General features: G+C 69.4%; 19 protein-coding genes and 1 pseudogene. 7 read left to right on the top strand and 13 right to left on the bottom strand.

The features are described 5' to 3' along the window. The first annotated feature begins 230 nt into the window (after positions 1–230). Both AB0M62_RS25605 and AB0M62_RS25600 read left to right on the top strand, forming a co-directional pair. Positions 231–1,447: pseudogene (locus AB0M62_RS25605) on the top strand (transposase). Between the two features lie 232 nt (positions 1,448–1,679). After that, positions 1,680–2,030: a tetratricopeptide repeat protein gene (locus AB0M62_RS25600; RefSeq protein ID WP_366076629.1), complete on the top strand. Its 351-nt coding sequence runs from the start codon at positions 1,680–1,682 to the stop codon at positions 2,028–2,030. A 20-nt stretch (positions 2,031–2,050) separates the two neighbouring features. Here the strand turns inward: AB0M62_RS25600 and AB0M62_RS25595 are convergent, their stop codons facing one another. The 6 genes from AB0M62_RS25595 to AB0M62_RS25570 form a co-directional block, all read right to left on the bottom strand. Continuing rightward, positions 2,051–3,310, bottom strand: coding sequence for an AI-2E family transporter (locus AB0M62_RS25595; RefSeq protein WP_366076628.1), 1,260 nt, complete (start codon positions 3,308–3,310; stop codon positions 2,051–2,053). A gap of 152 nt (positions 3,311–3,462) precedes the next feature. Beyond that, positions 3,463–5,079 (bottom strand): cation acetate symporter, encoded by a 1,617-nt coding sequence (locus tag AB0M62_RS25590; protein WP_366076627.1) that lies wholly within the window; start codon positions 5,077–5,079, stop codon positions 3,463–3,465. After that, positions 5,076–5,294 (bottom strand): hypothetical protein, encoded by a 219-nt coding sequence (locus AB0M62_RS25585; RefSeq protein WP_366076626.1) that lies wholly within the window; start codon positions 5,292–5,294, stop codon positions 5,076–5,078. Before AB0M62_RS25585 ends, AB0M62_RS25590 begins: the two co-directional genes overlap by 4 nt. Positions 5,295–5,553: 259 nt before the next feature. After that, positions 5,554–6,855 (bottom strand): helix-turn-helix domain-containing protein, encoded by a 1,302-nt coding sequence (locus AB0M62_RS25580; protein ID WP_366076625.1) that lies wholly within the window; start codon positions 6,853–6,855, stop codon positions 5,554–5,556. 211 nt (positions 6,856–7,066) lie between these two features. Next, a complete protein-coding gene (locus AB0M62_RS25575; RefSeq protein WP_366076624.1) occupies positions 7,067–9,796 on the bottom strand; it encodes a SpoIIE family protein phosphatase in 2,730 nt (909 codons plus the stop codon). Between the two features lie 260 nt (positions 9,797–10,056). Further along, positions 10,057–10,869 carry a glutamate ABC transporter substrate-binding protein gene (locus AB0M62_RS25570; RefSeq protein WP_366076623.1) on the bottom strand — a complete coding sequence of 271 codons (813 nt, stop codon included), beginning with the start codon at positions 10,867–10,869 and terminating at the stop codon, positions 10,057–10,059. A gap of 725 nt (positions 10,870–11,594) precedes the next feature. On the opposite strand from AB0M62_RS25570, the gene AB0M62_RS25565 reads away from it, so the two are divergent. Beyond that, on the top strand, positions 11,595–12,329 hold the full coding sequence (locus tag AB0M62_RS25565; RefSeq protein ID WP_366076622.1) for a hypothetical protein: 735 nt from the start codon (positions 11,595–11,597) through the stop codon (positions 12,327–12,329). A 308-nt stretch (positions 12,330–12,637) separates the two neighbouring features. Here the strand turns inward: AB0M62_RS25565 and AB0M62_RS25560 are convergent, their stop codons facing one another. After that, positions 12,638–12,832, bottom strand: a complete 195-nt coding sequence (locus AB0M62_RS25560) for a hypothetical protein (protein WP_366076621.1) — start codon at positions 12,830–12,832, stop codon at positions 12,638–12,640. A 284-nt stretch (positions 12,833–13,116) separates the two neighbouring features. On the opposite strand from AB0M62_RS25560, the gene AB0M62_RS25555 reads away from it, so the two are divergent. After that, on the top strand, positions 13,117–13,335 hold the full coding sequence (locus AB0M62_RS25555; protein WP_366076620.1) for a hypothetical protein: 219 nt from the start codon (positions 13,117–13,119) through the stop codon (positions 13,333–13,335). A gap of 83 nt (positions 13,336–13,418) precedes the next feature. On the opposite strand, the gene AB0M62_RS25550 is transcribed toward AB0M62_RS25555, so the two are convergent. Next, the gene (locus tag AB0M62_RS25550; RefSeq protein ID WP_366076619.1) at positions 13,419–14,000 is read right to left on the bottom strand and encodes a TetR family transcriptional regulator; all 582 of its coding nucleotides are present in this window, start codon (positions 13,998–14,000) and stop codon (positions 13,419–13,421) included. A 99-nt stretch (positions 14,001–14,099) separates the two neighbouring features. Here AB0M62_RS25550 and AB0M62_RS25545 point away from each other — a divergent pair, with 99 nt between their 5' ends. After that, positions 14,100–15,083: an aldo/keto reductase gene (locus AB0M62_RS25545; protein WP_366076618.1), complete on the top strand. Its 984-nt coding sequence runs from the start codon at positions 14,100–14,102 to the stop codon at positions 15,081–15,083. Between the two features lie 161 nt (positions 15,084–15,244). On the opposite strand, the gene AB0M62_RS25540 is transcribed toward AB0M62_RS25545, so the two are convergent. Then, complete coding sequence (locus tag AB0M62_RS25540; protein ID WP_366076617.1) at positions 15,245–16,063, bottom strand: SDR family oxidoreductase; 819 nt, start codon at positions 16,061–16,063, stop codon at positions 15,245–15,247. 503 nt (positions 16,064–16,566) lie between these two features. Here AB0M62_RS25540 and AB0M62_RS25535 point away from each other — a divergent pair. Next, on the top strand, positions 16,567–17,703 hold the full coding sequence (locus AB0M62_RS25535) for a S1 family peptidase (protein WP_366076615.1): 1,137 nt from the start codon (positions 16,567–16,569) through the stop codon (positions 17,701–17,703). 203 nt (positions 17,704–17,906) lie between these two features. On the opposite strand, the gene AB0M62_RS25530 is transcribed toward AB0M62_RS25535, so the two are convergent. Together AB0M62_RS25530 and AB0M62_RS25525 are read right to left on the bottom strand one after the other, a co-directional pair. Beyond that, entirely contained in the window at positions 17,907–18,749 is an 843-nt protein-coding gene (locus AB0M62_RS25530) for an alpha/beta fold hydrolase (RefSeq protein ID WP_366076614.1), read from the bottom strand. Between the two features lie 238 nt (positions 18,750–18,987). Further along, complete coding sequence (locus tag AB0M62_RS25525; RefSeq protein ID WP_366076613.1) at positions 18,988–20,325, bottom strand: S1 family peptidase; 1,338 nt, start codon at positions 20,323–20,325, stop codon at positions 18,988–18,990. Between the two features lie 264 nt (positions 20,326–20,589). Here AB0M62_RS25525 and AB0M62_RS25520 point away from each other — a divergent pair, with 264 nt between their 5' ends. Next, entirely contained in the window at positions 20,590–21,408 is an 819-nt protein-coding gene (locus tag AB0M62_RS25520; protein WP_366076612.1) for a hypothetical protein, read from the top strand. A 152-nt stretch (positions 21,409–21,560) separates the two neighbouring features. On the opposite strand, the gene AB0M62_RS25515 is transcribed toward AB0M62_RS25520, so the two are convergent. Next, positions 21,561–22,736 carry a zinc-dependent alcohol dehydrogenase gene (locus AB0M62_RS25515; protein WP_366076611.1) on the bottom strand — a complete coding sequence of 392 codons (1,176 nt, stop codon included), beginning with the start codon at positions 22,734–22,736 and terminating at the stop codon, positions 21,561–21,563. A 70-nt stretch (positions 22,737–22,806) separates the two neighbouring features. Continuing rightward, positions 22,807–23,727, bottom strand: a complete 921-nt coding sequence (locus AB0M62_RS25510; protein WP_366076609.1) for an SRPBCC family protein — start codon at positions 23,725–23,727, stop codon at positions 22,807–22,809. Positions 23,728–24,176 lie beyond the last annotated feature (449 nt).

Here is a 24,176-nt window from a genome sequence, read left to right as displayed (position 1 = left end):
GCTTCCGAGCGCCACAGCCGGCGGGGGCAGGGGTGGACCCGCGTGGACGGGTGAGGGCGGGCTGAACCTCACCCGGGGCCTTCGGCGCCCGTCCCTGATCTTCGCGGGGAACCCCGGCCTTCAGGCCGGGCGGGAATGTGGTCCCTGGCCCGGAGGCGTGGAGCGCCGGAGTGCTCTGCGCTGTCAGTGGCGCCAGCTAGGTTGATCGGACTGACCGAAAGGGGGGCCAGGTGATCCGTGCGTACAAGTTCCTCATGCGGCCCACCGTCCGGCAGGGCCGGGCGCTCGGCGAGATGCTGCGGGATCACTGCTCCCTCTACAACGGGGCATTGCAGGAACGCCGGGATGCCTACCGCCATCCCTCGAAGACGAGCATCAGGTACGGGATGCAGTCGGCGCAGCTCAAGGACATCCGGGCGTTCGACCCGGAGTGTCAAGGCCGCTGGTCCTTCTCAAGCCAGCAGGCCACTCTTCGCCGTCTCGACAAGGCGTTCGCGGCGTTCTTCCGCCGGGTCAAGTCCGGCGAGGCGCCTGGCTATCCACGCTTTCGCGGGGTGAACTGGTTCGACACGGTGGAGTTCCCCAAAGACGGCGACGGCTGCCGCTGGGACTCCACCCCGCACGGCCCTGTCACCCGCGTGCGCCTGCAGGGCGTCGGTCATGTCAAGGTCAACCAGCACCGGCCGGTGGTCGGCAAGGTCAAGACGGTCAGTGCGAAGCGGGAGGGCCGCACGTGGTTCCTTGTGCTGACCGCCGAGCAGGAACAGCCCGAGCCGCTGCCCGCGACCGGCAGCGTGGTGGGCATCGACCTGGGCATAGCCCGCTTCCTCGCCGACTCCAACGGCGCGTTCGTGGCGAACCCGCGTCACGGACGCCGTGTTGCCGCGAAGCTGGAGGCCGCGCAGCAGGCACTGTCACGCTTCCCACGCCGCAAGGCCAAGGACCGCACCGCGGGCCACCAACGCGCGGTGGAGAAGGTCGCCGGGCTGCACCGCAAGGTGCGCCGCCAGCGGCTCGACCAACGCCCACAAGACCGCACTCGGCCTGGTCCGCGCGCACGATTTCATCGCGCACGAAGATCTCAAGATCCGCAACATGGTCAAGGCCCCCGAGCCCAAGCCGGACCCCGATAAGCCGGGTGCGTACCTGCCCAACGGGGCAGCCGCAAAGGCCGGGCTGAACCGTTCGATCGCTGATGCCGGCTGGGGGGTGTTCCTTGCGATCCTGCACGCCAAGGCTGAAAGCGCCGGGCGGGAAGTGATGGCCGTGGACCCCCGCAACACCTCCCGGCGGTTGTCCCGAATGCGGGCACACCGCGAAGGAGAACCGGCCCACACAGGAGAAGTTCCACTGCCAGGCGTGTGGCCACACCGCGCACGCCGACACAGTCGGGGCTCTCAACGTCCTACGGGCCGGGCTGGTCCGTCGCCAAGCCCAACTGGCATAGCGAGAAGCCCCGGCCCTTCAAGGCGGGGAGGAGTCACGCGGTCCGAGGAACATCGCCGCTACGACGCACGGGAGGAAAGCCGGCTTACGGGTTCCGACCGTGACGCCTGGCGTGTACAGCGTGAGGTGCTGCACCTGGCGGTCACCATCCGGCTCTCCCGCCGGTGGTCCGACGCGGAGTGCAGGCGAGCCGTTCCCTTTCGCCACGATCCTCGCATCAGGCAGGCTCTCAGATGCGGAACCTGCTCGACGACGCTCTCGTGATACTCGGCCCCGAGGACCCGCACACACTCGCAATCCGGAGCAGTTTGGCGTCCTTCGCCGCCCAGGCCGGCCGCAACGACGAGGCCGTGGAGGATTTTGCGCGGCTGGCGGCCGATCGCACCAGAATCCTCGGCGCCGGCCACCCCCACGCGATCCACACCCGCCTGGAGTGGACCCGTGCCCCGGCCACAGCGGGCCAGACGGACCAGGCCGCCGGCGCGCTGGCAGAACTCATCGAGGCCGCGTGCCGCGTGCTGGAGCCCGGCCATCGCCACCTCCGGAGCGCCCGGGAGCTCCTCGACCGTGTACGCGCGGCCTGAGCACCATCTGTTGGCCGCGGTCAGGCCCCGCTCTGTGGGCGGGCCGGTTCGGACCCGCCGTCCGCGACCTGTTCGGACGCCTCGGACTGCCGCGGCCGGCGAAGGGCCTGACGTGCCGACCAGAGGACGGACACGAGCGGTACGGCCACGACCGCGCCCACCACCCCGGCGGCGATGGCGCCGCCGATGACGGAGAGCGCGACGACCACGGGGTGCAGGCGGACAGCCCAGCTCATCACGATCGGGTGGAGGATGTGTCCCTCGATCTGACCGATGATCACAATCAGTGCGACGACGATCGCCGCCACGATGGGCCCCTTCGACGCCAGGGCCACCACCGCGGCGACCGCGAGAGCGACGGGCGAGCCGATCAGCGGAATGAAGGCGGCGAAGAACTCCAGGAGTGCCAGGGGCACGGCCAGGGGGACTCCGAGAGCGAAGAGGGCCACGCCGACCAGAATGGCGTTGGTCGCCGCCACCAGCACGATGCCGTGCGTGTAACCCGTGAAAGTCCGCCACGCCGCGCGGCCGGTGATGGCCACCCGGCCCCGGACGGCCACCGGCAGCTGGGCGCAGAACCAGCTCCACTGCCGGTCACCGGAGTGGATGAAGAAGACCGAACAGAACAGAGCCAGGGCGAGGACCGTCAGTACCTCCACCAGCCGGCCTGCGCCGCTGAGAGCCGTACTGATCAGGGTGGACCGGTGGTCCGACAGAAACCGTCCGATCCGTGACTGGACGTCTGAGAGCGCCTCCGGGTTCAGCCGGAAGGGCGGTTCCTCCAGCCAGCGTTCGATCCTGCCGATGCCCTCGCGGAACTCGCGTAGCAGACCGGACCGTTCGGCGGCCACTACCTCACCGATCAGGGCCAGAATTCCGAGTACGAGGAACATGCTGCCGATCAGCGTCACAGCGACGGCCATCGGCCGTGGGACCAGCCGGGTCAGCAGATCCGCCACCGGCCTGAGCATCGCGGTGACGACCAGGCCGAGGAACACGGCCACGGCGATCTCATGGAAGCGTCCCAGCACGGTGAAGGCGGCGTATACGGCGGCTCCCACCACGAGGATCCGCCATGCGTACGCGGCAGCCGTCCGCAGGGCCGGAGCCACTGGCGGTTCGGCCGCCACCGGCGCCACGCCTTCGTCCGGTTCCCGGCCGGGCGGGCGGTTCGTCCCGCGCAGTGCCTGGCGCGACGCCGTGCGGATCCGGTTCCGCCGGGCGTAGGGCGGCGCACCGTTGGCCGGGTTCCTCCGCTGCGTGACGGGTTGCCTGGGCATCCCTAGCTCGTACCACCCGTAACCCGTACCCCCACGCGCCGGGCGTCACAATCCCCCGAAGGCCTGACCAGCATATGGATCAAGCCGCCGGCGCGCCCGGCCGCCCGGCCCCCGGCCGCGCGCGCCGGCGAGGAGTGACGCCGAACTCGCGGTCATGGACTCGTTGGCCGGCTTTGTGACCCCGCGCCCACCAACTCCCGCCCTTTCCCCACGGCACTGCCCAGGCGGCCGAGCAGGAAGGCGGCGGGCATGGAGATGAGGACGACCGTCTGGAGGGGAAACCAGTCGAGGTTCCAGTCGGGGAGGAGCGCCCCAGGGCTTCCGGAGAATGCCGGGCCGGAGATCTGCAGCCCGACGGCGCAGACCAGGCCTCCGTACAGCGTCCAGAGCAGTCCGGTTCGGTTGTAGTCGCGCCAGAAGAGGGAGTACACGAGCGCCGGCAGCAGGCAGGAGGCTGCCACCGCCAGAGCGAGAGCCGACAGGAACAGGACGTTCCATCCCTGGACCCAGACCGCCAGGCAGATGCTCAGCACCCCGACCCCGGCGGACGCCCAACGTGCGGCCGCCACTTCCCGGCCCTCGGTCGTCCGCCCGCGGCGCAGGACATGCGTGTACAGGTCGTGGGCGACCGCCGCCGCAGCCGCCAGGGTAATGCTCGCCACGACTGCCAGCGTGGTGAGGAACACCGCGGAGGACACGAGGACGACGAGGAGTGCCCCGGCCGTGTGCGTGGAGGAGCCGCCGGCCAGTTCGCCGGTCAGCATCAGCAGGGTGCTGTTGCCCCCGGGATCCGCAGCCGTGATCGCCGGGGCGCCGACCAACGCGGCGGCCGCGAAGCCCATCAGAGCTGTGGTGAGGCAGAAGGCGCCGACGATGCCGATGGTGTGGCGCACCGTACGGCGCGCGACGGCCGCGTCAGGAGCGGTGTTGAGTTGCATGGCGACGTGGGGCAGGCACGCCACACCCAGCACGATGGTGACCATCAGGCCGACGAAGTCGATCGTGCCTTCGGGGTCGGTGCTGTCGGCGAACCGGAGGCCGGGGTGCATATAGGCGGCGGGGCGGCCGCTGCCCTGGCCGGCGGCCTGGATCAGGGAGTCGGTGCTCCAGCCGAAACGATGGAACAGCACAGCGGTGACCGCCAGGGCAGCGCAGAGCAGGACCACGGCTTTGATCAACTGAATCGCGATCGTGCCACGCATTCCTCCGAAGACCGTGGCACAGACGACCAGTGCGCCGATCATGATGATGGCCGCCTGTTCGGCACCCGGACCGGACACTCCCAGCAGCAGTGTGGTGGTCACCCCCGCACCGGAGAGCTGCACGACCAGATAAGGGACGCACGCGCTCAGGGTCACGGCGGCGACAGCGATTCTCACCGCGGGACCTGGAGTCCGCAGCGCGAACATGTCGCCCAGCGTGTAGCCGCCGCGCTCGTGTAGAGGGCCGGCCAGCAACAGGAGTACGCCGAGTGAGAGCACGGTGCACAGGGCGATGAACAGACCGTCGTAGCCGAAAACAGCCACGCTGCCCGTGGTGCCGAGAACCGTGGCGGCGGACAGGTAGACGCCGGACAACACGAGAGCCCCACGTAGGGGCGTCATCGTGCGACCCGCTGTGTAGAAATCGTCGACCCGGTCTCTGGCCGGGCCGCTGAGAACGCAGATGAAGAGAATAGGGACGACGAACATCAGAAAGCCCACGAGAACCAGGGCGCGCGTGTCCCTGTCCAGGACGCCGGACGCGGCGAGCGGGATGTCAGGATTCATCGGTACTCCTGCTCCTGCTCCTGCTCGGCGGAGTGGCCGCCGGCACGGCGGTCGTACCGCGCCGCCGACCACAGCAGCAGGGACCCCTGGAAGAGGAGTGCCAGCACACCGACGCTGGTTTTTCCCCAGATGCGGCTGGCCATGAAGTCGGGGGCGGAGCAGACGAGCAGCAGATGCACGCCGAAGGTCAGTCCGTTGACCACGGCGAAGGACACGCCCGGGCGATGGGGCCCTGGTCGATGATGAAGCCGGGGGGCGAGCGCTTGGGGCATGACGGTCTCCTGGCGGGGGACGGGGAGCGGGGATGCGACGGATCACCTCTGACGCGAGGCTTACCTGAGCACGCGGGTCACGGCCCGTCCATGGGCGTTGCACGGGCCGTTGACCGCTCCCAACACCGGGCACGCGTGAGTGTGCTGATGCCCATCCATGCGGGCCGCCCCAGGTCGTCGGCCAGGGCGAAGTCAGGCGGGTTCAGGTGGCCGTCCGGCGGTTCGGTTCGCCCGTGGAGCCGAATGCGGCGGCTGGTCCCAGCAGGCGGTGGGCGTCGAAGGCGAGGGTGAGTTGCACCAGATCGCGCGGACGGGTCAGGGCGAGGCCGGTGATCTGTTCGAAGCGGCGCAGACGGTTGAGCACGGTATTGCGATGGCAGAGCATGCGCCGGGCGGTCTGGACGGCCGAGCCGCCGCTCTCGATCCAGACTCCAAGGGTGTCGAACAGGGTGTCCCGGTCGGCGGGTTCCAGGTCGTACATGGGTCGCAGGACCCGGTGGGCCAGTTCGGCGGACAGGTCGGGCCGCGAGATCAGGAGCCCGTCGGGCAGGCGCGAGTCGAGCCGGGCGATCTCACCGTCCACCCGGCAGGTACGAAGGGCGAGACCCGCCATGTCACGCGCTCGCGCCAGGCTCTCCAGGCCCCGGACGACCGGGCTGATCCCGATACGAAGCCCCGGACCGGCGTGCAGGCCGTCGGCGAGTACGTCCAGGGAGCGGTCGCCCAGGTGGGCGACGAGAAGATGGCGGGGTCCGCAGGTGTGGCGCAGGATCCGGATGCCGCGAACCTCGGGGACCGACTCCGGCGCACGGCCGTAGGGCGGAGTCGCCGCTACCGCCGCCACCGCGAAACGTCCGTCCAGCGGCAGGTCCAGGATCGCCGCCGCGTCCCGGGTGAACTCGGGTTCGTTGCGCGTTTCGAGCAGGGCGGCGAGAATCAGCCGGACGCGTTCACCGTGGCGGCTGGCGACGCCTTTGGCGACCTGCCGGTAGGCGTCGGCGACCAGGACGGCGTCGCGGTCGTTGCTCTTCCACACCAGCTCGGCCACGTGGACCAGCTGGCGCATGTCGCCGAGTCCGTCCCGCTCCACCACGCTGATGATCCCGCTCCATACTTCGGAGCCGGCGACCCGGTAGGCGTGCAGCACCTCGTCGAGCGGGCGGCCCTGTTCGGCGCGTCTTATGCCGAGTTCTCTGGTGTACCGCTCGACGTCCACGATTCTGCTCGGATCCAGACCGGCTTCCAGCGCGTGGCGGATGCCGCTGCCCACGGACCGCCGCACGTCGGGCGGCGAGAGCACCGGGTCGGCGTAGTACGGCACTTCGGCACGGATCTTCTCCACCACGGTGTCGGCGAATTCCTCGCCGCGCCCCAGAAGTCGCCGGCAGGCCCGGTCGAAGAGCTGGAGGGGAGAGGCTTCCGCGCGGGCGGTGCCGGTACCCGTCCCGATGCCGTTGGTGGCGGTTACGGGGTGAACGCTGCGGGGGACGGAACTGGTGTGCATGGGCCCTCCGGTTGGACGGGGCGTGCGAGCACAGCATGGCGAGATGCCATGCGTGAGCTGCGCGGACGCAGTGCCTTTCCTCCCCGGGGTAAGCCACGGGCGTTGGGAACCGCGGCGTTCTCCTCGGGAGGGCCACCATGCTAAGCAGTTGCTTATGGCGGAGTGAGGGCTCAACCGAACCGTGATGTTTCCGCCCAGTAGGGAAGACCGGCTAGAGTTCCGCGTCCAGGACGTCGAACAAGGCCATCCCGTCCTTGCATCCGTCGGCTCCGGGCAGCGGGAGCTCCGCCCAGATGATCTTCCCTTGGTCGGTGTACCGCGTGCCCCAGCGTTCGGCCATCTGCGAGACGAGGAACAGACCGCGGCCTCCCTCATCCATGGTGGCCGCGTGGCGCAGATGGGGCGAGGTGCTGCTGCCGTCGGCCACCTCGCAGGTCAACGTGCGGTCGCGCAGCAGGCGCATGCGGATCGGTGGGGAACCGTAACGGATGGCGTTGGTGATCAGCTCACTGAGCACCAGCTCCATACTGAACGCGAGTTCGGACAGCTCCCAGTCGTCCAGCTTCCCGGCCACGGCCGCGCGCATCCCTGCCACGGCCGCGGGGTCGAACGGCACCTCCCATTCGGCGACACAGTCGGCCGGCATCGCCTGGGTGCGGGCGATGAGCAGCGCCACGTCGTCTTTCGGGCGGCCGGGAAGGAGCGCATCGAGCACCGCTTGACAGCTCTCTTCCGGCGACCGGTCGGGGTGCGAGGCCAAGGCCTGGCGCAGTAGCTCGATCCCCACGTCGATGTCCCGGGTCCGGTCCTCGATGAGTCCGTCGGTGTAGAGGACGAGTTGCGCACCGTCTGCAAGCTCGAGTTCGGCGGCCTGGAACGGCATCCCGCCCAGGCCCAGCGGCGGCCCGGCCGGCAGGTCGGGGAACGTGACGCTGCCGTCGGGATGAACGAGCGCGGGCACGGGATGCCCCGCCCGCGCAACGCTGCAGCGGCGGGATACGGGATCGTAGATCGCGTACAGGCACGTGGCGCCCGTGATCCCCGCGCCGTCGGCCGCCCAGCCCTCCTCCTGGTCGATGCGGCCGACCAGATCGTCCAGGTGGCCGAGGATCTCGTCGGGCGGCAGGTCGAGCGTGGAGAAGTTGTGCACCGCCGTACGCAGCCGCCCCATCGTGGCCGCCGCGTGCAGTCCGTGTCCGACGACATCCCCGACCACCAGCGCCACACGACTGCCAGGAAGGGGAATCACATCGAACCAGTCGCCGCTCACCCCCGACTGAGCGGGCAGATAGCGGTGCGCGACCTCGACGGCGCTCTGTTCGGGCAGGGTCCGCGGCAGCAGACTGCGTTGCAACGTCACCGCCAGGGCGTGCTCGCGGGTGTACCTGCGGGCGTTGTCGATGCTGACCGCCGCCCGGGCGACCAGTTCCTCGGCCATGGACAGGTCGTCCTGCTCGAACGGCTGGGGCTTCTCCGATCGCCAGAAATTGGCCATGCCGAGGATGACGCCCCGGGCCTGGAGAGGCACCGTGATGAGCGAATGGATGCCGTACTCGACGACCAGCTGTGTCCGCTCCGGGTCCTGGGCACGCCAGCCCGGCGCGGCGGAAAGGCTGGGCACCAGCTCCGACCGTCCGGTGCCGAAGCCCCGTGCCTGCGGGGTGGAGGGGATGAAGTCGATCAGCCGGCCCTGCTCGTAGAGGGGATGGTTGTCCCGGATGCCGTGGACGGCGACGCGGCGCATGTCGGCGCCGCCGTCGGCCGGCTCCTCCCCGTGCAGTACCGGGTCAGCCAGATCGACGGTGACGTAGTCGGCGAACCGGGGGACCGCGACCTTCGCCAGTTCCTCCGCCGTACGCACCACATCGAGCGTGGTGCCGATGCCCAGACCGGCGTCGTACAGGAGCTTCAGCCGCTCGCGGGCTACCTCCGCCCTGCCGTACAGCGCCCGCAGTTCGGTGGAGTCGCGCAAGGTCGCGACCGTCCCCTTGGGGCCACCGTGACGTTCCGTCGACCGCTGGTTCACCACAAGCAGCCTCTCGCCGGACAGGAGTACCTCGTCCGTGGCCACGCGGCCCGAGGTCAGCAGCTCCGCTGTGCCGGGGTCAAGGCCGGGCAGCTCCGAGATGTGCCGTCCCTCGGCGTCGAGCGGCAGATCGAGAAGCCGCCTGGCCTCGTCGTTCGCCAGCAGCAGGAGACCGTCGACGTCGACGATGAGCACACCTTCACGAACGGCGTGCAGCACCGCGTCGTGATGCTCGTACATGCGGGTCATCTCGGCCGGGCCCAGGCGGTGGGTCTGCCGCCGAAGCCGTCTGGCCACCAGCGCCGTCCCACCCGTGGCCAGGGCCAGCCCTGCAGCTCCGGCGCCGAAGATGATCGGCAGCTGCCGGTCCACCACGCTCGTCACGTTCTCGACCTTCAGGCCGGCGGACACCAGAGCCGCGACCTCGCCCTCGCGGTCGAAAACGGGGACGACGGCCTGTACCTCGTGGCCCAGCGGGCCGTCGACGCTCTCGGTGTGTACGCGTCCGTCCACTGAGGGCTCGATGGTGCCGACGAACCGTTGCCCGATCCGGTCCGGCTGGGGATGCGTGTAGCGGATCCCGTTCGTGTCCATCACCACGATGAAGTCGACACCCGCGGCCTTGCGACCCGCCTCGGTGCGCGGCTGGAGCACCTTGGAGGGGTCAGGAGCGTTCAGAGCCGCCAGGAGCCCGGGGGAATTCGCGAACGTCTCCGCGACGGCGACCGAACGGCGTTTGGCCTCCGTGCCGGTGTCGTGCCGGGACTGCAGCACAAGCGCCAGCACCGCGCCCGCCACGAGCAGGACCACCACGGCCACTTGCAGGGCGAAGACCTGCCCGGCGACGGTCCAGGGACGCTTATCGGTGCGTGACCGAACCGATGCGTTCCGGAATCGGCCGAAAGGGTTGGCCATATTGACCTTTCTAGCACCATAAGGTGTTCGAAGGTCAAGCAGCGCCGCCCACCACGCAGGAGGCCGCACCATCCCGTCCCGTGCGCGTCAAACCGCCCCCATCGGGCGCCGGCAGGGCCGGAACCCTCGGCGACAGCGAGTCCTGCCAATCCCGTTCTCGCGACGGGCGGTTCAGTGGCGGACCGGGCCGACTGCTCCTGTCCTGCGTCCTGGGCGAGCCGGTGGGCCCGCCGGAGTCAGTGGTCGGGCGGCCGGAAACCTCAGCTGCCTTCGGTGATCTCCGGGGCAGGCTCGTTCCGGTAGTGCGCCGCGCCGAAGTTCGCCTGCACGAACTTCTTCCAGGAGCCGTCCGCGACCATCTTCTTCAGCGCAGTGTTGATGTCGGTCTGGAGCTCCTTGTCGCCCTTCTCCAGGCCGATGCCGTAGTGCTCGTCGCTCAGGCTCAGACCCGCGAGCTGGAACTTGCCCCGGTGCTCCTCCTGCGCCGCGTAGCCCGCCAGGATGGAGTTGTCGGTGGTCAGGGCGTCGAGGCGGGTGTCCTCCAAGGCGTCCAGGCATTCGGAGTAGCCGTCGAGCTCCATGAGGTTGGCCTTCGGCGCCAGCTTGTCCTTGACGTTCTGGGCAGAGGTGGAGCCGGTGACCGAGCACAGCGTCTTCTCGTTGACGTCCTCGGCCTTGGTGATGCTCTTGTCGCCGGTGCGGATCAGCAGGTCCTGGTGGGCCAGGAAGTACGGGCCCGCGAAGTCGACCTTCGCCTTGCGCTTGTCGTTGATCGAGTAACTCGCGACGACGAAGTCCACGTACCCGTATTGGATCATCACCTCACGGTCGGAGCTGGTGACCTCCGTGAACTTGATCTGGTCCGGCTTGTAGCCGAGCTCCTTGGCGACATACGTCGCGACATCCACGTCGAAACCCGTGTACTTACCATCCGGCGTCTTCAGGGCGAGACCCGGCTGATCGAACTTGATGCCGATGGCTATCGTGGCCTTGTCTTCACTTCCACCCGTGCACGCGGTGGCGGTCACGGCGAGAACGACGACGGCTGCGGCCGCACCGGTCCTGGAGATCATGATGGTGAACTTCCTCAGTAGGGAACGTGGTTGAAGGTAATCAGTGGTGCAGGATCTCCGACGGGAAGTCCAGCCGGACGAAGGGTGCGTGCGCGGGCCGGCGTCGGCATGCCCGACCCGGACGTGCAATCGTGACCGCCCTCCCGGCGCGGGCCGGCTCAATGTCCAGCGGCGCGTGCGATACGCCGAAGTGCATGTGGCGTCGCTCAGTGCGATCAGCCGGCCGCACCCGGGACCGTGCCCTGCTAGCCCTCGGTCACCAGTACTCCGCTCATCGCCCTCTTGCTCCAACATCGTCGGCTGAAAGGAAGCTAGAGAGGCCGCGAGCACCCCGTCATCACATCTGAGCGAAACTTGAGCATAACGATCCGGCTCCCCTGTGATCTTGACCTGCTCGGGGGACCACGAGCAGGCGCCCGGCTCTCCCCGACGGCCCCACGGGCCGACGGGATGGGGCGATTGCTGATCACTCACCGCACCGTGCCGGCGTCACCCTTGCGGTCGTGCACCGGCGGCCGGCCCGCCCCCCAGCCACAGGGCTCCAACCGGCAGGGAGGCGCAGGCCACTGCGGGCGCGCACAGGGAGTGGACTGATGGATCAGAGGTGAGCCCGTTCTTCTCCTCAGCGCTGCGGCGCGGCGTTCGGCCTAGTGCCGATCGCCGTGGAGTGGCCCTGGCTTTACGTTCGATTCGCATGGTCGAACGACTAAAAGGAGGAGGTTTCCGTGAGCTTCCGCGCTACTGCGATTGCCATAGGTATAGCCATAGCCGCGGCCGCGCCGCTGTCCGGTGTGGCGTACGCGCAAGACAACCTCGACTGCCGCGACTTCACCTTCCAGGAGGACGCGCAGGACGAGTTCAACCGAAACTCCGGCGATCCGAACCAGCTCGACGACGACCAGGGCCGCCTGAACGACGGCATCGCCTGCGACGCCCTGCCCAGGAGGGACGGAGACGACGGCGGGGACGGAGGCGAGGGCGGGAACGGAGACGAAGGCCGCGACCGGGGCGAGGGCGGGGACGGAGGCCAAGGCCGGGGCCAGGGCGAAGGCGGGGACGGAGGCCAAGGCCGGGACCAGGGCGGGGACGGAGGCCAAGGCCGGGGCCAGGGCCAGGGCGAGGGCGGGGACGGAGGCCAAGGCCGGGACCGGGACGAAGGCAGGGATCGGGACGAACGGAGGGACCGGGACGAGGACCGGGACCGGGACGATCGCCGGGACCGGGACGAAGGCCGAGACATCGACATCAACATCAACAGAGACACCTCACCCACGCAGCTCGTCATCGACACACCGCTCCCACTCCCCACGCGCGGTGCCCAGGGCGGCATCGGCGGAAGCCATGGGCCCAGCGACACCGAGACGGCCGTGGGACTCGGTCTCGCCGCCACCTCGGCGGCCCTGACCGTGGGTTACGTGGTCGTCAGGCGCCATCGGCGGCCCAGGCACCGCATCGAATAGCCCCCGCCGTAAAGGCAGACCCGGCCGCCATGGGAACGTCCTTGAGCGTCGGCGCCCGCCGGCTGGTCGTCCCGATCGCCGCATCCGTCGCGTCTCTCCGAATCGCGCCACTCGCCCCCCGCCCCCCGCCCCCCGCCCCCCGATGGGCATACGACCTGCGGCGTCTCCTGACGGCATCATGTGCATGTCGGGAGGTGGTCGAGCCCGACGCCTCGAAAGGTGCGGGGGAGCGGGTAGCTCCGCTCAGGCGCTCGTAAGGTCCACCCATATCCAGGGCTCGTAGTGCCATGGGCGCAATGCAGCGACCATCAGCTCGAGCCTGCTTCCGACCGGTGGAAGATCCTCGGCCAGTCTGCGCACTGCGACACACTGCGCCGTATCTCGACGCGTACGAAGACCCACAGCAGCGCCAGACCCGCCCCGAGCAGCACGAGGACGGGGCAGGACCAGCCCCGGCCGCCCGACCGCATGATCGCGGTCACCACCGGCGCGAGACCGGCCACGGAGGTCGCCAGGCGCCCCAGCCGTCGAATCCGCCCGCCGAACCGCCTGAGCGTGCTCGAGACTTTACGGACCTCGTCATTGAATCGGCGCTTCATCATGTATGAGACGCATGCGGCGGTTTGCGGCATCTGACCGGGACGGAGATGCTGGCCCGGAGCCTCAGCGCCCTGCCCTGCTGGCCGGACGCCTTCCCACCTTGGGCAGACCGGGAGGACGACGTGGTCGTGACGGCCGGGCGGCGGGCCCGGGACTTCGCGCTGCTGAGCGGCATTGGCAGGCGACCGTGAACCGTATCGCCCCGGCGGAGCAGCGCGTGGGCGTGACCTCCGCGCTCTTCACCGCCGCCTATGCCGGCTTCTCGGTGCCGGTGGTCGTGGTCGGCGTGGCGTCGGTCCAGGTGGGTACGCTCCGTGCCACTACGGGCGCCGCCATCGGCTTCGCCCTCATCTGCGCCTGCGCGCTGTGGGTCCTGTCCCGGGCGGGCCGCAGTCGGGCTGTATGAGCGGCCGGTGGCCGCGTGCGGGCTCCGTCCGATTTCGAGGACCCCCACATGCGTGAGGCCGGATGGGGGTCGGGCCCCCCGGCCTACTGCTGGTTCGGTGTGGTGATGCGGCGCACCGCATTCACCACCGCGGCGCGGTGCCGGGCTGCCCGGTCCGCCGGCCAAGAGGCCCCGTCCGCGTCGGTGCCCGGGCCGCCCACGGCGGCGAACCAGGCCTGGGTCAGGGCCAGGACCAGGGTGAGGATGTCGACGGGGTCGTGGGCCGGGTCGAGGTGGCCGCGCCGCTGCGCCTCGGCGACGAGGGCGATCTTGTCGCGGTACGACTTCGCCTCCACTTCGGTGGTGCCCGGCCGTTCCAGCTGCTTCCAGAGGAGCAGCCGCATCAGGGCCGGGTGGGCGTGCAGATGGTCGAAGACGGCGCCTGCGTATCCGGGCAGATCCTGGGGATCGAAGGGCACGGTCTCGGCGCCGATTTCCAGCGCACGTTGCAGCACGGCGTCGAACAGTTGCTCCTTGTTGCCGAAGTAGACGTAGATGAGCCGCTTGTTCGCCTGGGCGGCTTCGGCGATCCGGTCCACCCGGGCGCCGGCGATGCCGTACGCGGCGAATTCGGTGAAGGCGGCGTCGAGGAGGCGTGCCCTGGTTGCGCTGGAATCCCGTGCCATGCCTCCCACCCTACCGATTAACTATCTGGTTATTGACATAGTGCGGAGCCCTGACTCACTATGTATCTATCCAGTTAGTTCCTACCTGAGGGGCACACCATGCGGATCCGCACACTGGGCGACCGAGGCCTGAGGGTTGCCGCTCAGGGCCTCGGCTGTATGGGGATGAGCGCACACTACGGGGCGAGCGACGAGCCCGAGTCCCTCGCCACCATCGACCGTGCCCTGGAGCTGGGGGTGACCATGCTGGACACCGCCGAGGGCTACGGCCCGTTCCGCAACGAGCAGCTCATCGGCAAGGCACTCGCGGGACGGCGCGACGCCGCGGTGGTCGCCACCAAGACCGGGGTCGAGTTCAGCGACGCGGGAGCCTTCCTCGGTCACAACGGCAGCCCCGACTACGTACGGCGCTCCGCCGACCGCTCCCTGCGCCATTTGGGCACCGACCACATCGACCTGTACTACCTGCACCGCGTCGACCCCCAGGTGCCCATCGAGGAAACCGTAGGTGCCATGGCGGAACTGGTGACCGCCGGCAAGGTCCGCCACCTCGGCCTGTGCGAGGCCGCCCCCGCCACGATCCGGCGCGCACACGCCGTCCACCCGCTCACCGCCGTCCAGACCGAATACAGCCTGTTCGAGCGCGGCATCGAGGACGACGGCGTGCTGTCCACCCTGGAGGAACTCGGCATCGGCCTCGTCGCCTACTCGCCGCTCGGCCGGGGCTTCCTGTCCGGGGCCGTCACCAACCCGGACAACTTCGCCGCCGACGACTTCCGCCGCACCGACCCCCGCTTTCAGGGCGAGAACTTCAACCGCAACATGGCTGTGGTGGAACAGGTCCGCCGACTCGCGGCCGGCAAGGGTGTCACCCCTTCCCAGCTGGCACTGGCCTGGGTGCTGCGGCAGGGCGCGGTGCCGATCCCCGGTACCAAGCGCCGCCGCTACCTCGAGGAGAACGTAGCCGCCACCGAAGTGACGATAACCGCAGCCGACTTGGCCGCGATCGAGGCTGTCGCCCCCCGCGGTGTCGTCTCGGGTGACCGCTACGCACCCGAACTCATGCAGTTCCTGAACGGCTGAGCGGAAACGCTCGCACCGGGATGAAGCCGCGGCTCCCGGCCGGCTGTGGCGGCCTTGATCGACTCCATTGGCCACTACGTGGCCGCAGAGTCTGCCCCCACCATCCCGGAGGGCCTGTGGGCCTTGGTGCTTCTGCTGCAGGCGCCTCAAGTGGTGCGACGTCACCTGGTGGCCCCGCGCGGCTCGACCCGGAAGTCGAATGCGACGGTCCCGGGGTCGAGCGCCGTCGCGCCGCCGTCCACGGTGAGCACCGCGCCGTTCACGAAAGACGCGGCGGGTGAGAGCAGCCAGGCGATCGCCTCGGCCACCTCCCGCGGCCGGCCCGCGCGGCGCGCGGGAAGCAGCCGCGTCGCTTCCCCGTACGCCGCGTCGATACCTCCTTCTCCCAGTCCTGCCTCCTCCGCGAATCGCTCCATCCGCCGGTCTGCCATCTCGGTGCGCACCCAGCTGGGGCACACGGTGTTGGCTCGCAGCCCGTGCGGTCCGTAGTCGACGGTGAGGGACCGGCAGAGCTGGAGCAGAGCCGCTTTGGAAGTCGCGTACGCCGCGTTGCCGACCCCGTTGCGCAGCGCGGACACCGAGGCGACGGCGACGACCGAACCGCGCGCCTTCAGCAGGTGGGGGAGCGCGCTGCGCAGCAGGAGGAAAGGGCCGGTGAGGTTGGTGTGCATGACAGCTTCCCAGTCCTCCAGGGACAGGTCACCCACGGCGCCGCTGCGACCGGTGCCCGCGTTGAGTACGACTGCGTCCAGCCGACCGTAAGCGGCCAACGCAGCCTCCACGAGGCCGCGGACAGCGTCGGGGTCACCGATGTCCGAAGGGTGCGCGAGGGCGCCGGTCTCCTCCGCGAGCCGTTGCAACGGCTCGGGCCGGCGCCCGGACACAACGACGTGGTGGCCGGCGCCGCGCAACAACCGGGAAGTAGCGGCACCGATGCCCGTGCCCCCACCGGTGACGATGACAACTTGCCGGACGGCCATGGTTGTTCAGCCTCCGTGGTCGGTTACGGTCCGCTTGATCATATGAGGGTGGGCCGGCTCCGGGCGGTGCGCGCTGTCCGACCTCCGTACGAAGCGCTCTCGAAGACGTCTCACTAGTGGGTGGAACTTGACCTCCGGATAGTCGCTCGTCGGGCCCGCCGGCAGCGGCTGCGGCATGCGCCGCAGATGCCGGTCGAAGAAGGCGGCAACATACGAGACGCGCTCGCGGGCGGGACGAAGGGCGCCGAAGGAAATTGCCTTCGGCTGCCCGAGGAAGTGCCGCCACGCACTGCGGCGAGCAGGCGTTGACCAACAAGGACAGGGCGGCCCACCGCAATCAGCCAACTCCCGTACAGTGGCCGCTCGTTGGTATGGACCTGCTCACAGTCCTCGGCTACGCTCCGGCGCGGGCGCTTCCTGAGAGCGCTCTCGCGTGCTTGCTGTTCCATCCCCCACGAAGCTGGAACAACGGAAGGGCCAACGCCTTGAGACGCTCGACAGGTATGCGCACGGGCTTGTCCGCACTCCTCCTCCTGGGTACCTGGGCGGCTGTCGGGCTCTCCCCGGCCTCCGCCGCAGTTCCCGCCCCCGCCCCCACTCCCGGGCCGCAGGCTTCCGCCGGCCTCCTCGCCGCCATGCAGAAGGACCTTGGCCTGACAAAAAGTCAGGCGCAGGCGCGACTGGCGGCGGAAAGGACGGCGACCTCCGTGGCGGAAAAGGCACAGCGCGCCGCGGGTTCGTCCTTCGGCGGCTCTTGGTTCGACGCGGACAGTGGAAAGCTGGCCGTGGCCGTTACCGACGAGCGGAGGGCCGACGCCGTGGCCGCCACGGGTGCCTCGGTCCGGATCGTGACGCACAGCGCTCAGCAGCTCGACTCGGTGATGAGGAAAATCGACGCGCTCCCGGCGCCGGACGGGGTCAGTAGCTGGCATGTCGACCCGAAAGCCAACCGGGTCACAGTGAACGTCGTCGCTTCCCAGCGCGACGACAACGATGTCACCTCATTCCTCGATCGCGCCCGCCAGGTAGGTCCGGTGCAGGTCGAGGAGACCTCCGAGGCGCCGATGACCTTCGCCGCCGGGACCGTGGGCGGCGATCCGTACTACACCGGCAACGTCCGCTGCTCCATCGGCTTCTCCGTGCATGGCGGCTTTGTCACGGCCGGGCACTGCGGTCAGCCTGGCGCGGCGGTCCGCGGCTGGGACGGCTCGGCGATCGGGTCGTTCAGAGGATCGTCGTTCCCCGGTGACGACTATGCCTGGGTCAGCGTCGGCAACGGCTGGTGGACCGTCCCCGTAGTCCTCGGCTGGGGCACCGTTCCGGACCAGCTGGTCCGGGGCTCTGCCGAGGCCCCCGTCGGGGCGTCGATATGCCGCTCCGGCTCCACGACGCACTGGCACTGCGGCACCGTCCTGGCCAAGAACGAGACGGTCAACTACAGCCAGGGTGCGGTCCATCAGATGACGAAAACCAGCGTGTGCGCCGAGCCGGGTGATTCGGGTGGCTCGTTCATCAGTGGTGACCAGGCCCAGGGCGTGACCTCCGGCGGCTGGGGCAACTGCAGCGGCGGAGGTCAAACCTGGCACCAGCCGATCAACGAGATCCTCGGCCGGTACGGCCTGACTCTCCACACAGCCTGAGAGAACCGCGACCCGTACGGGCAGAGCCCGTCGCGGCAGGGGGCTCGGGCCACGGATCTGATTTGGCCCCTCCGCCGCGGCGGGCTTTCACGTGCGCCGCGCCAGCCTGTGGAGGGGGCGTGCCACATGTCTGCGCATTCGGCCGGCGTGGCACGCAGCGCCGGGCCATCGCAACCTCGCGCGGAGGCGCTGCTTCCTGCCGTTCATGGCCGGGGCGGGGGCTGTGACCGTGGTCGGGACTGGTTCGCCGGTTGGGCCAGGTACTTCGCGATGCGTTCCCCCCAGGTGCCGATGTCGGCGCGGCTCCGGGAGACATACAGGTCGGCGTGCGGCAGCGACTGAGCCAGCGTCTGCGCGGTCGACATGGGGTGGCCCGGGTCATCTGCCCAGGCCAGAACCAGGCCGGGCCGGCGGAGTGCGGCGATTGCCGTGGGGGAGGGCAGGTCGGACAGTGCCAGGCCGCGCAGGACGGACGGCAGTACGTGATCGGCGGGCGTCGGCGGGTACTCGGGAACGTCGGCTACGACTGCCGGGCGAGGCTGTCTGCTCTTGGCGGCGAGCCAGGCGGTCACTCCCTCTCGTTCAATGGTGTCAGCGGATGCCAGGTTGTGCCGCGCATGCGCCTCCCGCGTCGTCCACGCAGTGGGTGGGATGAGCAGTACCAGCCGGGAGAACCGCTCAGGCGCCCGGACGGCGGCGTGCAGTACCGTCGCGCATCCCATCGACGCGCCCATGGCGTCGACCGGCTCGGTGGCGCCCAGGTGATCGAGCAGGCCCAGCAAATCGTCGGCGAGCGAAGGATAGGTGTAGTCGGTGTCCACGGCTTGGCCGGTGGACCGGCCGTGCGCCCGGGCGTCATAGCGGACCAGACGCTTCCCCGCGTCCAGGACCGGCCCCCAGTCCCACAGCCCCATCCGGTCCTCGACGGCCTGACTGACGAACCCGCCGTGCGCGTACACGGCGAGAGGGCCGTCACCGGCGTCGTCGTAGACCAGCTCGGCCCGGCGATGCCAGAAGCGCCCTTCCCTGACCGTATGTTTTGTCACTGCCCTCATAGCTGCGCGCCTCGTCCCGGCACCTCTGCGTAAATCCTACGACTGCGCGATCAGAGCGGTCCGGCCCGGAAACGGGGAGAACGGGCGGTCGCGGGCGGGTTTGGCGCCGCCGGGACCGGAACTCGGCACTGCATTGGTGAGCCGGGCGAATTGCTCGACGGATCAGTGACGAGATCCGGTCACTCGCCCGCTCGCCGTTCTGCTCCGATCTATTGTCCGCCCTTTGGTGTCAGTTCCAGCTCTGGGAATAGTGGCTGCGAAAGCTTCTGCGGTCCTGAGCCGAACGGATCGAGCGGGTGACTGTCAGCCCGAGAAGACTCACACCGATGACAACAAGGCCGGGTGTGAGGGTTCGGATATTGACGATTCCGGCCGGCGTCGTCGGAACCTCAGTTGTCCCCGGCACGAGGCCCCCGGCGTCGGCCGGTGGCGGGGCTGCCCCGGGGTCTCCGCCTTCATCAGCCGCGGCGGCCCTGGGGCCGCCGGTCACACTCACTCCGAGGGCTGCCAGCGCCGTGGTTGCCGGCTGGTAGTACGTGATACCACCGGTTGCGCAGTCGCCGTTGCCGCCGGAGGTCACACCGAGAGCCAGACCGTCTGCGAACAGCGGGCCCCCGCTGTCCCCGGGCTCGGCGCAGACCGTCGCCTCGATCAGGCCTGTCACCGTGCCCTCGGGGTAGTTCACCGTCGCGTTCAACGCCGTTACCCGGCCTGAGCGCACCCCCGTGGTGCTGCCACTGCGGAAGACCTCCTGGCCGACGACAGGATCGGCCGCCGCGGTGATCCGTACCGCCTGGCCACCCCCGATACCCACAAGGCCCCTCGCATCGGAGGCGTCACCGTTCTGGTACTGGACGAGGGAGAAGTCGCCGCCGGGGAAACTGCCGGCCGTTGTGGTGCCGACTCGTTCGGTGCCTTGCGGGTCCTGGAACCAGGTCGTACCAGGGGGACCGCAATGGCCGGCTGTCAGTATGAAGTTGCTTCGCCCGTCGGTCACGTTGAAGCCCGCGGAGCAACGTCCGTTGCGCCCAAAGATGGCGTCGGCGCCGTTGACCTTGGTGGTGAAGGAGCCCGTGGTCCGTTGCATGTCCACGAAGCCGCCGATCTGCTCCGCGAGGTCGGATATGCGTGACCATTCGACGGCGGAAACGGTGCTGTCGGCGTGCACCACGACCGTGTTGGAAGCGTAGTCCACCGCCCATGAAGTGCCGGGCACCCGAGGGGCTGCTCGTAGCGCATCGGTGGCCGAGCGGAGTTGGTGCATGCTGTGGCGGACGACTTTGGCGCGTGCCCCCGCCCGTCCCACCTCGGCCGCAGCATCGGAGTCGGTCACTGCGACCACCGGGCGCCCGTCCTTGCCGATCCAGGTGCCTGCGGTACGGGATGCGCCGAGCCGTGAGACCAGAGTGGTGCCCAGGTCGGCGGACCGAACGGTGCCGCCCGGGTCCTCTCCCCGGGCGGACAGTCCGCTCGCCACTGCGTTCGTCGTCATCAGCCCGCCACAGAGCAGTCCGCCGACGGCAGCCAGCCGCGCGATCCGCTGCAGGCTGCGCCGTGCGTGCCTCATCCATCGCCCCTCAACAGCCGTTCCTCCACGGCGTCACCAGCGCCGGGGGCCGCGGGAACCCGAGCCCACCTTCCATACGGGCTGTCCTGCCGTTGTGTTCACCTCGGCCGAACAGGCAGGCGAGGGCAAGGGAGGCGGTTGCGGGCGGTCATGCGGAAGTGGACGGCGTGCCGGGCCAGGGAAAGGTGATCGCGGCGGTGGACAAATGCTGTTGGCCGTTGCCCGCCGAGCCGGGACAATTCGCGTGTCCAGGGGAGGGGGAAAATGCGGGCCGTGTTCGCGTGTGCGGGATGCGGGGCCGTGCTGACCGCCCCTGTGTCGCAGATTGCCCTTCCCGTCCATGCCCACCATACGTACGGACACGAACTGCTCCCCGCGCTGATGGAACCGGGGGCGTACGCCGTCGACCCGGAGCCTTCCGGGCCGCCATGGCGGCCGTGGAGCGAGATCGAGGTGGACGAAGCGGAAGCCCGCGGCGTCTTCGCGCCGGTTTACGCCCTCTCCTTCGGGGCGCCGGGAGCGATCGTTGTCGCGCCGGGTGACACCCGCGGCACTGTCCTGATTCCCGAGCGGTGCGGCGGCTCCTGCTATGGGGTGGACGGGAGGGACGGTCCGAACCTGGCATGCGCGCGATGCGGTCGGCCCGTGGCGACCCGCATCGACGACTGCTCGTACTGGCAGGCGGTGTGGCTCGCCCCGCACGCCGTACGCCGACTCCCCGCCGATGGCTCCGCTCGCCGGACGGTCGACTGGGAGACGCCGGCGGAGGAGCGGGAGGGCACGCCGCCGGTCGAGCCGTCCGGGGCGTGGAGCCCACGGTGGGAGGCGGCGGTCGGGGCGGCGCTGGCCCACGTGTTGGTGGCCTCGGCGGGCGCACCCGTGACCGTCCCCGACGGCCTCGTCGCGGACACGTTCGGCCGCGCTCTCGACGCGCTGCTCCCGCCGGGGCCGCCGGCGAAGAAAGCGGCCCTGGTCGGACCTTGCCTGCCTGCCCCCGACCCCGCGCCCGGCATCGCCCTGGTTCCCCAGTGTCCGCGGACGGGGAAGGCGTGGCAGGACCACCCGTACGCACGCCCGTTCTAGTCCAGGCGCAGCTCCACAGCGCGCTCTCCTCTTCTCACCGCCAACGGCGGCGGCGGATCGTATCGGCTCGCCGCAGGGCCCTCAGCGGAACATCCTTCAGGCGGGGGAGTGCAGGGGGAAGGGGAAGGCACCCGACCCGGCGGGCCATCGCGTCAGGCGGCTGTCAGCACGACCTTGTTGCACTCGTCCTGCTTGTTCTTGAAGATTTCGTAGCCGTGCGGAGCCTCCTCGAGCGGCAAGTGGTGCGAGATGACGAAGCTGGGGTCGATCTCCTTGCTCCTGATCCGTTCCAGGAGGGGCTGGAGGTAACGCTGGACGTGGCACTGGCCGGCCTTGAGGGTCAGCGACCGGTTCATCAGCGACCCCATCGGGAACTTGTCCAGCAGCCCGCCGTACACGCCGATCACAGACACCGTGCCGCCGTTTCGGCAGGCCAGGATCGCCTCGCGCAGGGCGTGCGGCCGGTCGGTTTCCATCCGGCTGGCCTGCTTGGCGCGGTCGTACGCGTGGATCGGGCCCGTGGAGTGGTGCGCTTCCATGCCGACAGCGTCTATGCACGCGTCCGGGCCTCGCCCTGCGGTCATCTCCTTGAGCGTGTCGAGGACGTCCATCTCCTCGTAGTTGATGGTCTCGGCCCCCGCCTTGTCCCGCGCCCTCTTCAGGCGGTAGGGGAAGCGGTCGATCACGATCACACGGTCGGCTCCCAGCAGATAGGCACTGGCGACTGCGAACTGACCCACCGGCCCCGCGCCCCACACGGCGACCGTGTCACCCGGCTTGATGTCGCACATCTCCGCACCCATGTATCCGGTGGGGAAGATGTCGGAGAGGAACAGCACCTGATCGTCCGGCAGATCGTCCTCGATCTTGATGGGCCCGACGTCGGCGAACGGCACGCGCGCGTACTCGGCCTGACCGCCCGGATATCCGCCGAGCATGTGGGAGTAGCCGAAGAGGGCCGCCGGGGAGTACCCCATGAACTTCTCTGCCAGACCCGCGTTGGGGTTGGAGTTCTCGCAGAGCGAGTACAGCTTGTGCTCGCAGGCGTTGCAGTGCCCGCAGGCGATCGGGAAGGGAACCACCACCCGGTCGCCGGTTTTCAGACTCTTCACCTCTGGGCCGGTGTCTACGACCTCGCCCATGAACTCGTGGCCGAGGACATCGCCCTTCTTCATGGTCGGGATGTAGCCGTCGTACAGATGGAGGTCGGATCCGCAGATGGCGGTCGACGTGATCTTGACGATGGCATCCTGCGCGTTCAGGATCTCCGGGTCGGGAACCGTCATGACCTCCACGGTATTGCGGCCCATCCAGCAGTTGGCTTTCACAACGCTTCCTTTCCGGTCACGGTCCGGCCCAGCCCACCCGGTGGCGCACCGGGCTGTTGTCCTGTGCCACCTACGCGTGCGGTTGTGCCGGGTACTGCTTGGCCAGTCGCCCAGTGTGCGGCCCCTCCGGGCTGGCCTCGGAGCGGACAACCTCGCCGACCTCCATGACCTGCTTGAACCGGCGCAAATCATCACGCATTTGCTGCTCGGGGTGCTCACCGAGAAGCCTGGCGACGGCCGTTCCGGCCTTGCCTGCCGGCGGGGTGAAGTCGAGTGACACCCGCACTTCGGTGCCGCGGCCGCCGGGTGCGTCGCCGAAGCGGACGGAACCGGCGTTGTCCACGTCGGAGCCCTTGAGCGAGCGCCATGAGATCAGTTCGCCCGTGAGGTCCTCGACGACCTCGGCGTCCCACTCGACTTTCTTCTTCAGGGGGGCTGCGGCGACCCAATGCGAAAGACCGTCACCTTCGGTCCGCACCTCCTTGAGGTGCAACATGAAAGAGGGCAGGTTCTCGAAGGCGTGCCAGTACCGGTACACCTCGTTCCGCGGCCGGTTGACCGTGATGGAAGCATTTGTGTGCATGCTCTCGCTTCTCCTCCCACCGCCTCTACGGACTGACCGGAGCGCGGTGAAGAGGTCTACCGCGGTGATGCCGGCGACCGCAGCCGTCGTGAACGCCGCGCGGCGCTGCCTGTCGCCCGTGCGGGTACGCAGCACCCGTCCCAGCAGCGTCAGGTCGAGGGCGTCGCCGGCGACACGGGTCCAGACCCAGGGGGCGGGCCTGCGGCTGCCCAGCAGCAGGGCGCCGTGTCCAAGCTCCCGCGCTCCGATCAGGGGCATCACGGCCCGGGCGTCAGGGGAGTCGTCGACCCCGCTCAACCGGCTGAGCGCCCGGGGCGCTGTGATCTGCGCCAGACCGAGGGCGGTGCTGAACCATCCCAGGCCGCGGGCCGTACGATCCGCTGAATCCTCCGTGTGTTGGTGGGTCATGATGTGTCCTCACCTGGTCTTGCGGAAGGCAATTCGGACGGGAATGCGTCCCCACCTCGACCGGTACTCCTGCTGGAGCCTCGGTCGCCGCGGCCACCGATACCGACAAGCTCGGGGCTTAACAGCGCGCCGGAGCCCGGTGGCGGTGATGCTAGAAGAGGGTCTGGCCGGCATGCGGAGTTTCGCGTGGCCGATACGGGTTGTTCCGGATGTGCGATCGGCGACACCACACGCGGAAGCCGGCCCCCTGCTGTCGCTTTTGCCGCGGAGAGGGTAGGTGGATTTGTACCTCTTCTACCCTCTCACCACACAGACTTCTGTCAACGCGGCGCCTGTCGTCGGCCACTTCGTTGCTTCTCCGGGTGGGCAAGTTGGCTGTCGACGTCGGGAGCCCGTCCCCGTGGAAAGATTTCGCTGCGGGGCAGGCCGGCGAGCCGGAGTGCCGTCGC

The sequence above is a fragment of the Streptomyces sp. NPDC051219 genome (assembly GCF_040682335.1).
Classification (GTDB): Bacteria; Actinomycetota; Actinomycetes; order Streptomycetales; family Streptomycetaceae; genus Streptomyces.
This window is presented reverse-complemented; position numbering and strand designations above follow the sequence as displayed.

Excerpts from the sequence above, each read along its gene's own strand:
- AB0M62_RS25600 (WP_366076629.1), top strand. The coding sequence starts at position 1,680 with ATGCGGAACCTGCTCGACGACGCTCTCGTGATACTCGGCCCCGAGGAC.
- AB0M62_RS25595 (WP_366076628.1), bottom strand. The coding sequence starts at position 3,310 with ATGCCCAGGCAACCCGTCACGCAGCGGAGGAACCCGGCCAACGGTGCG.
- AB0M62_RS25590 (WP_366076627.1), bottom strand. The coding sequence starts at position 5,079 with ATGAATCCTGACATCCCGCTCGCCGCGTCCGGCGTCCTGGACAGGGAC.
- AB0M62_RS25580 (WP_366076625.1), bottom strand. The coding sequence starts at position 6,855 with ATGCACACCAGTTCCGTCCCCCGCAGCGTTCACCCCGTAACCGCCACC.
- AB0M62_RS25575 (WP_366076624.1), bottom strand. The coding sequence starts at position 9,796 with ATGGCCAACCCTTTCGGCCGATTCCGGAACGCATCGGTTCGGTCACGC.
- AB0M62_RS25570 (WP_366076623.1), bottom strand. The coding sequence starts at position 10,869 with ATGATCTCCAGGACCGGTGCGGCCGCAGCCGTCGTCGTTCTCGCCGTG.
- AB0M62_RS25550 (WP_366076619.1), bottom strand. The coding sequence starts at position 14,000 with ATGGCACGGGATTCCAGCGCAACCAGGGCACGCCTCCTCGACGCCGCC.
- AB0M62_RS25545 (WP_366076618.1), top strand. The coding sequence starts at position 14,100 with ATGCGGATCCGCACACTGGGCGACCGAGGCCTGAGGGTTGCCGCTCAG.
- AB0M62_RS25540 (WP_366076617.1), bottom strand. The coding sequence starts at position 16,063 with ATGGCCGTCCGGCAAGTTGTCATCGTCACCGGTGGGGGCACGGGCATC.
- AB0M62_RS25535 (WP_366076615.1), top strand. The coding sequence starts at position 16,567 with ATGCGCACGGGCTTGTCCGCACTCCTCCTCCTGGGTACCTGGGCGGCT.
- AB0M62_RS25525 (WP_366076613.1), bottom strand. The coding sequence starts at position 20,325 with ATGAGGCACGCACGGCGCAGCCTGCAGCGGATCGCGCGGCTGGCTGCC.
- AB0M62_RS25520 (WP_366076612.1), top strand. The coding sequence starts at position 20,590 with ATGCGGGCCGTGTTCGCGTGTGCGGGATGCGGGGCCGTGCTGACCGCC.
- AB0M62_RS25510 (WP_366076609.1), bottom strand. The coding sequence starts at position 23,727 with ATGACCCACCAACACACGGAGGATTCAGCGGATCGTACGGCCCGCGGC.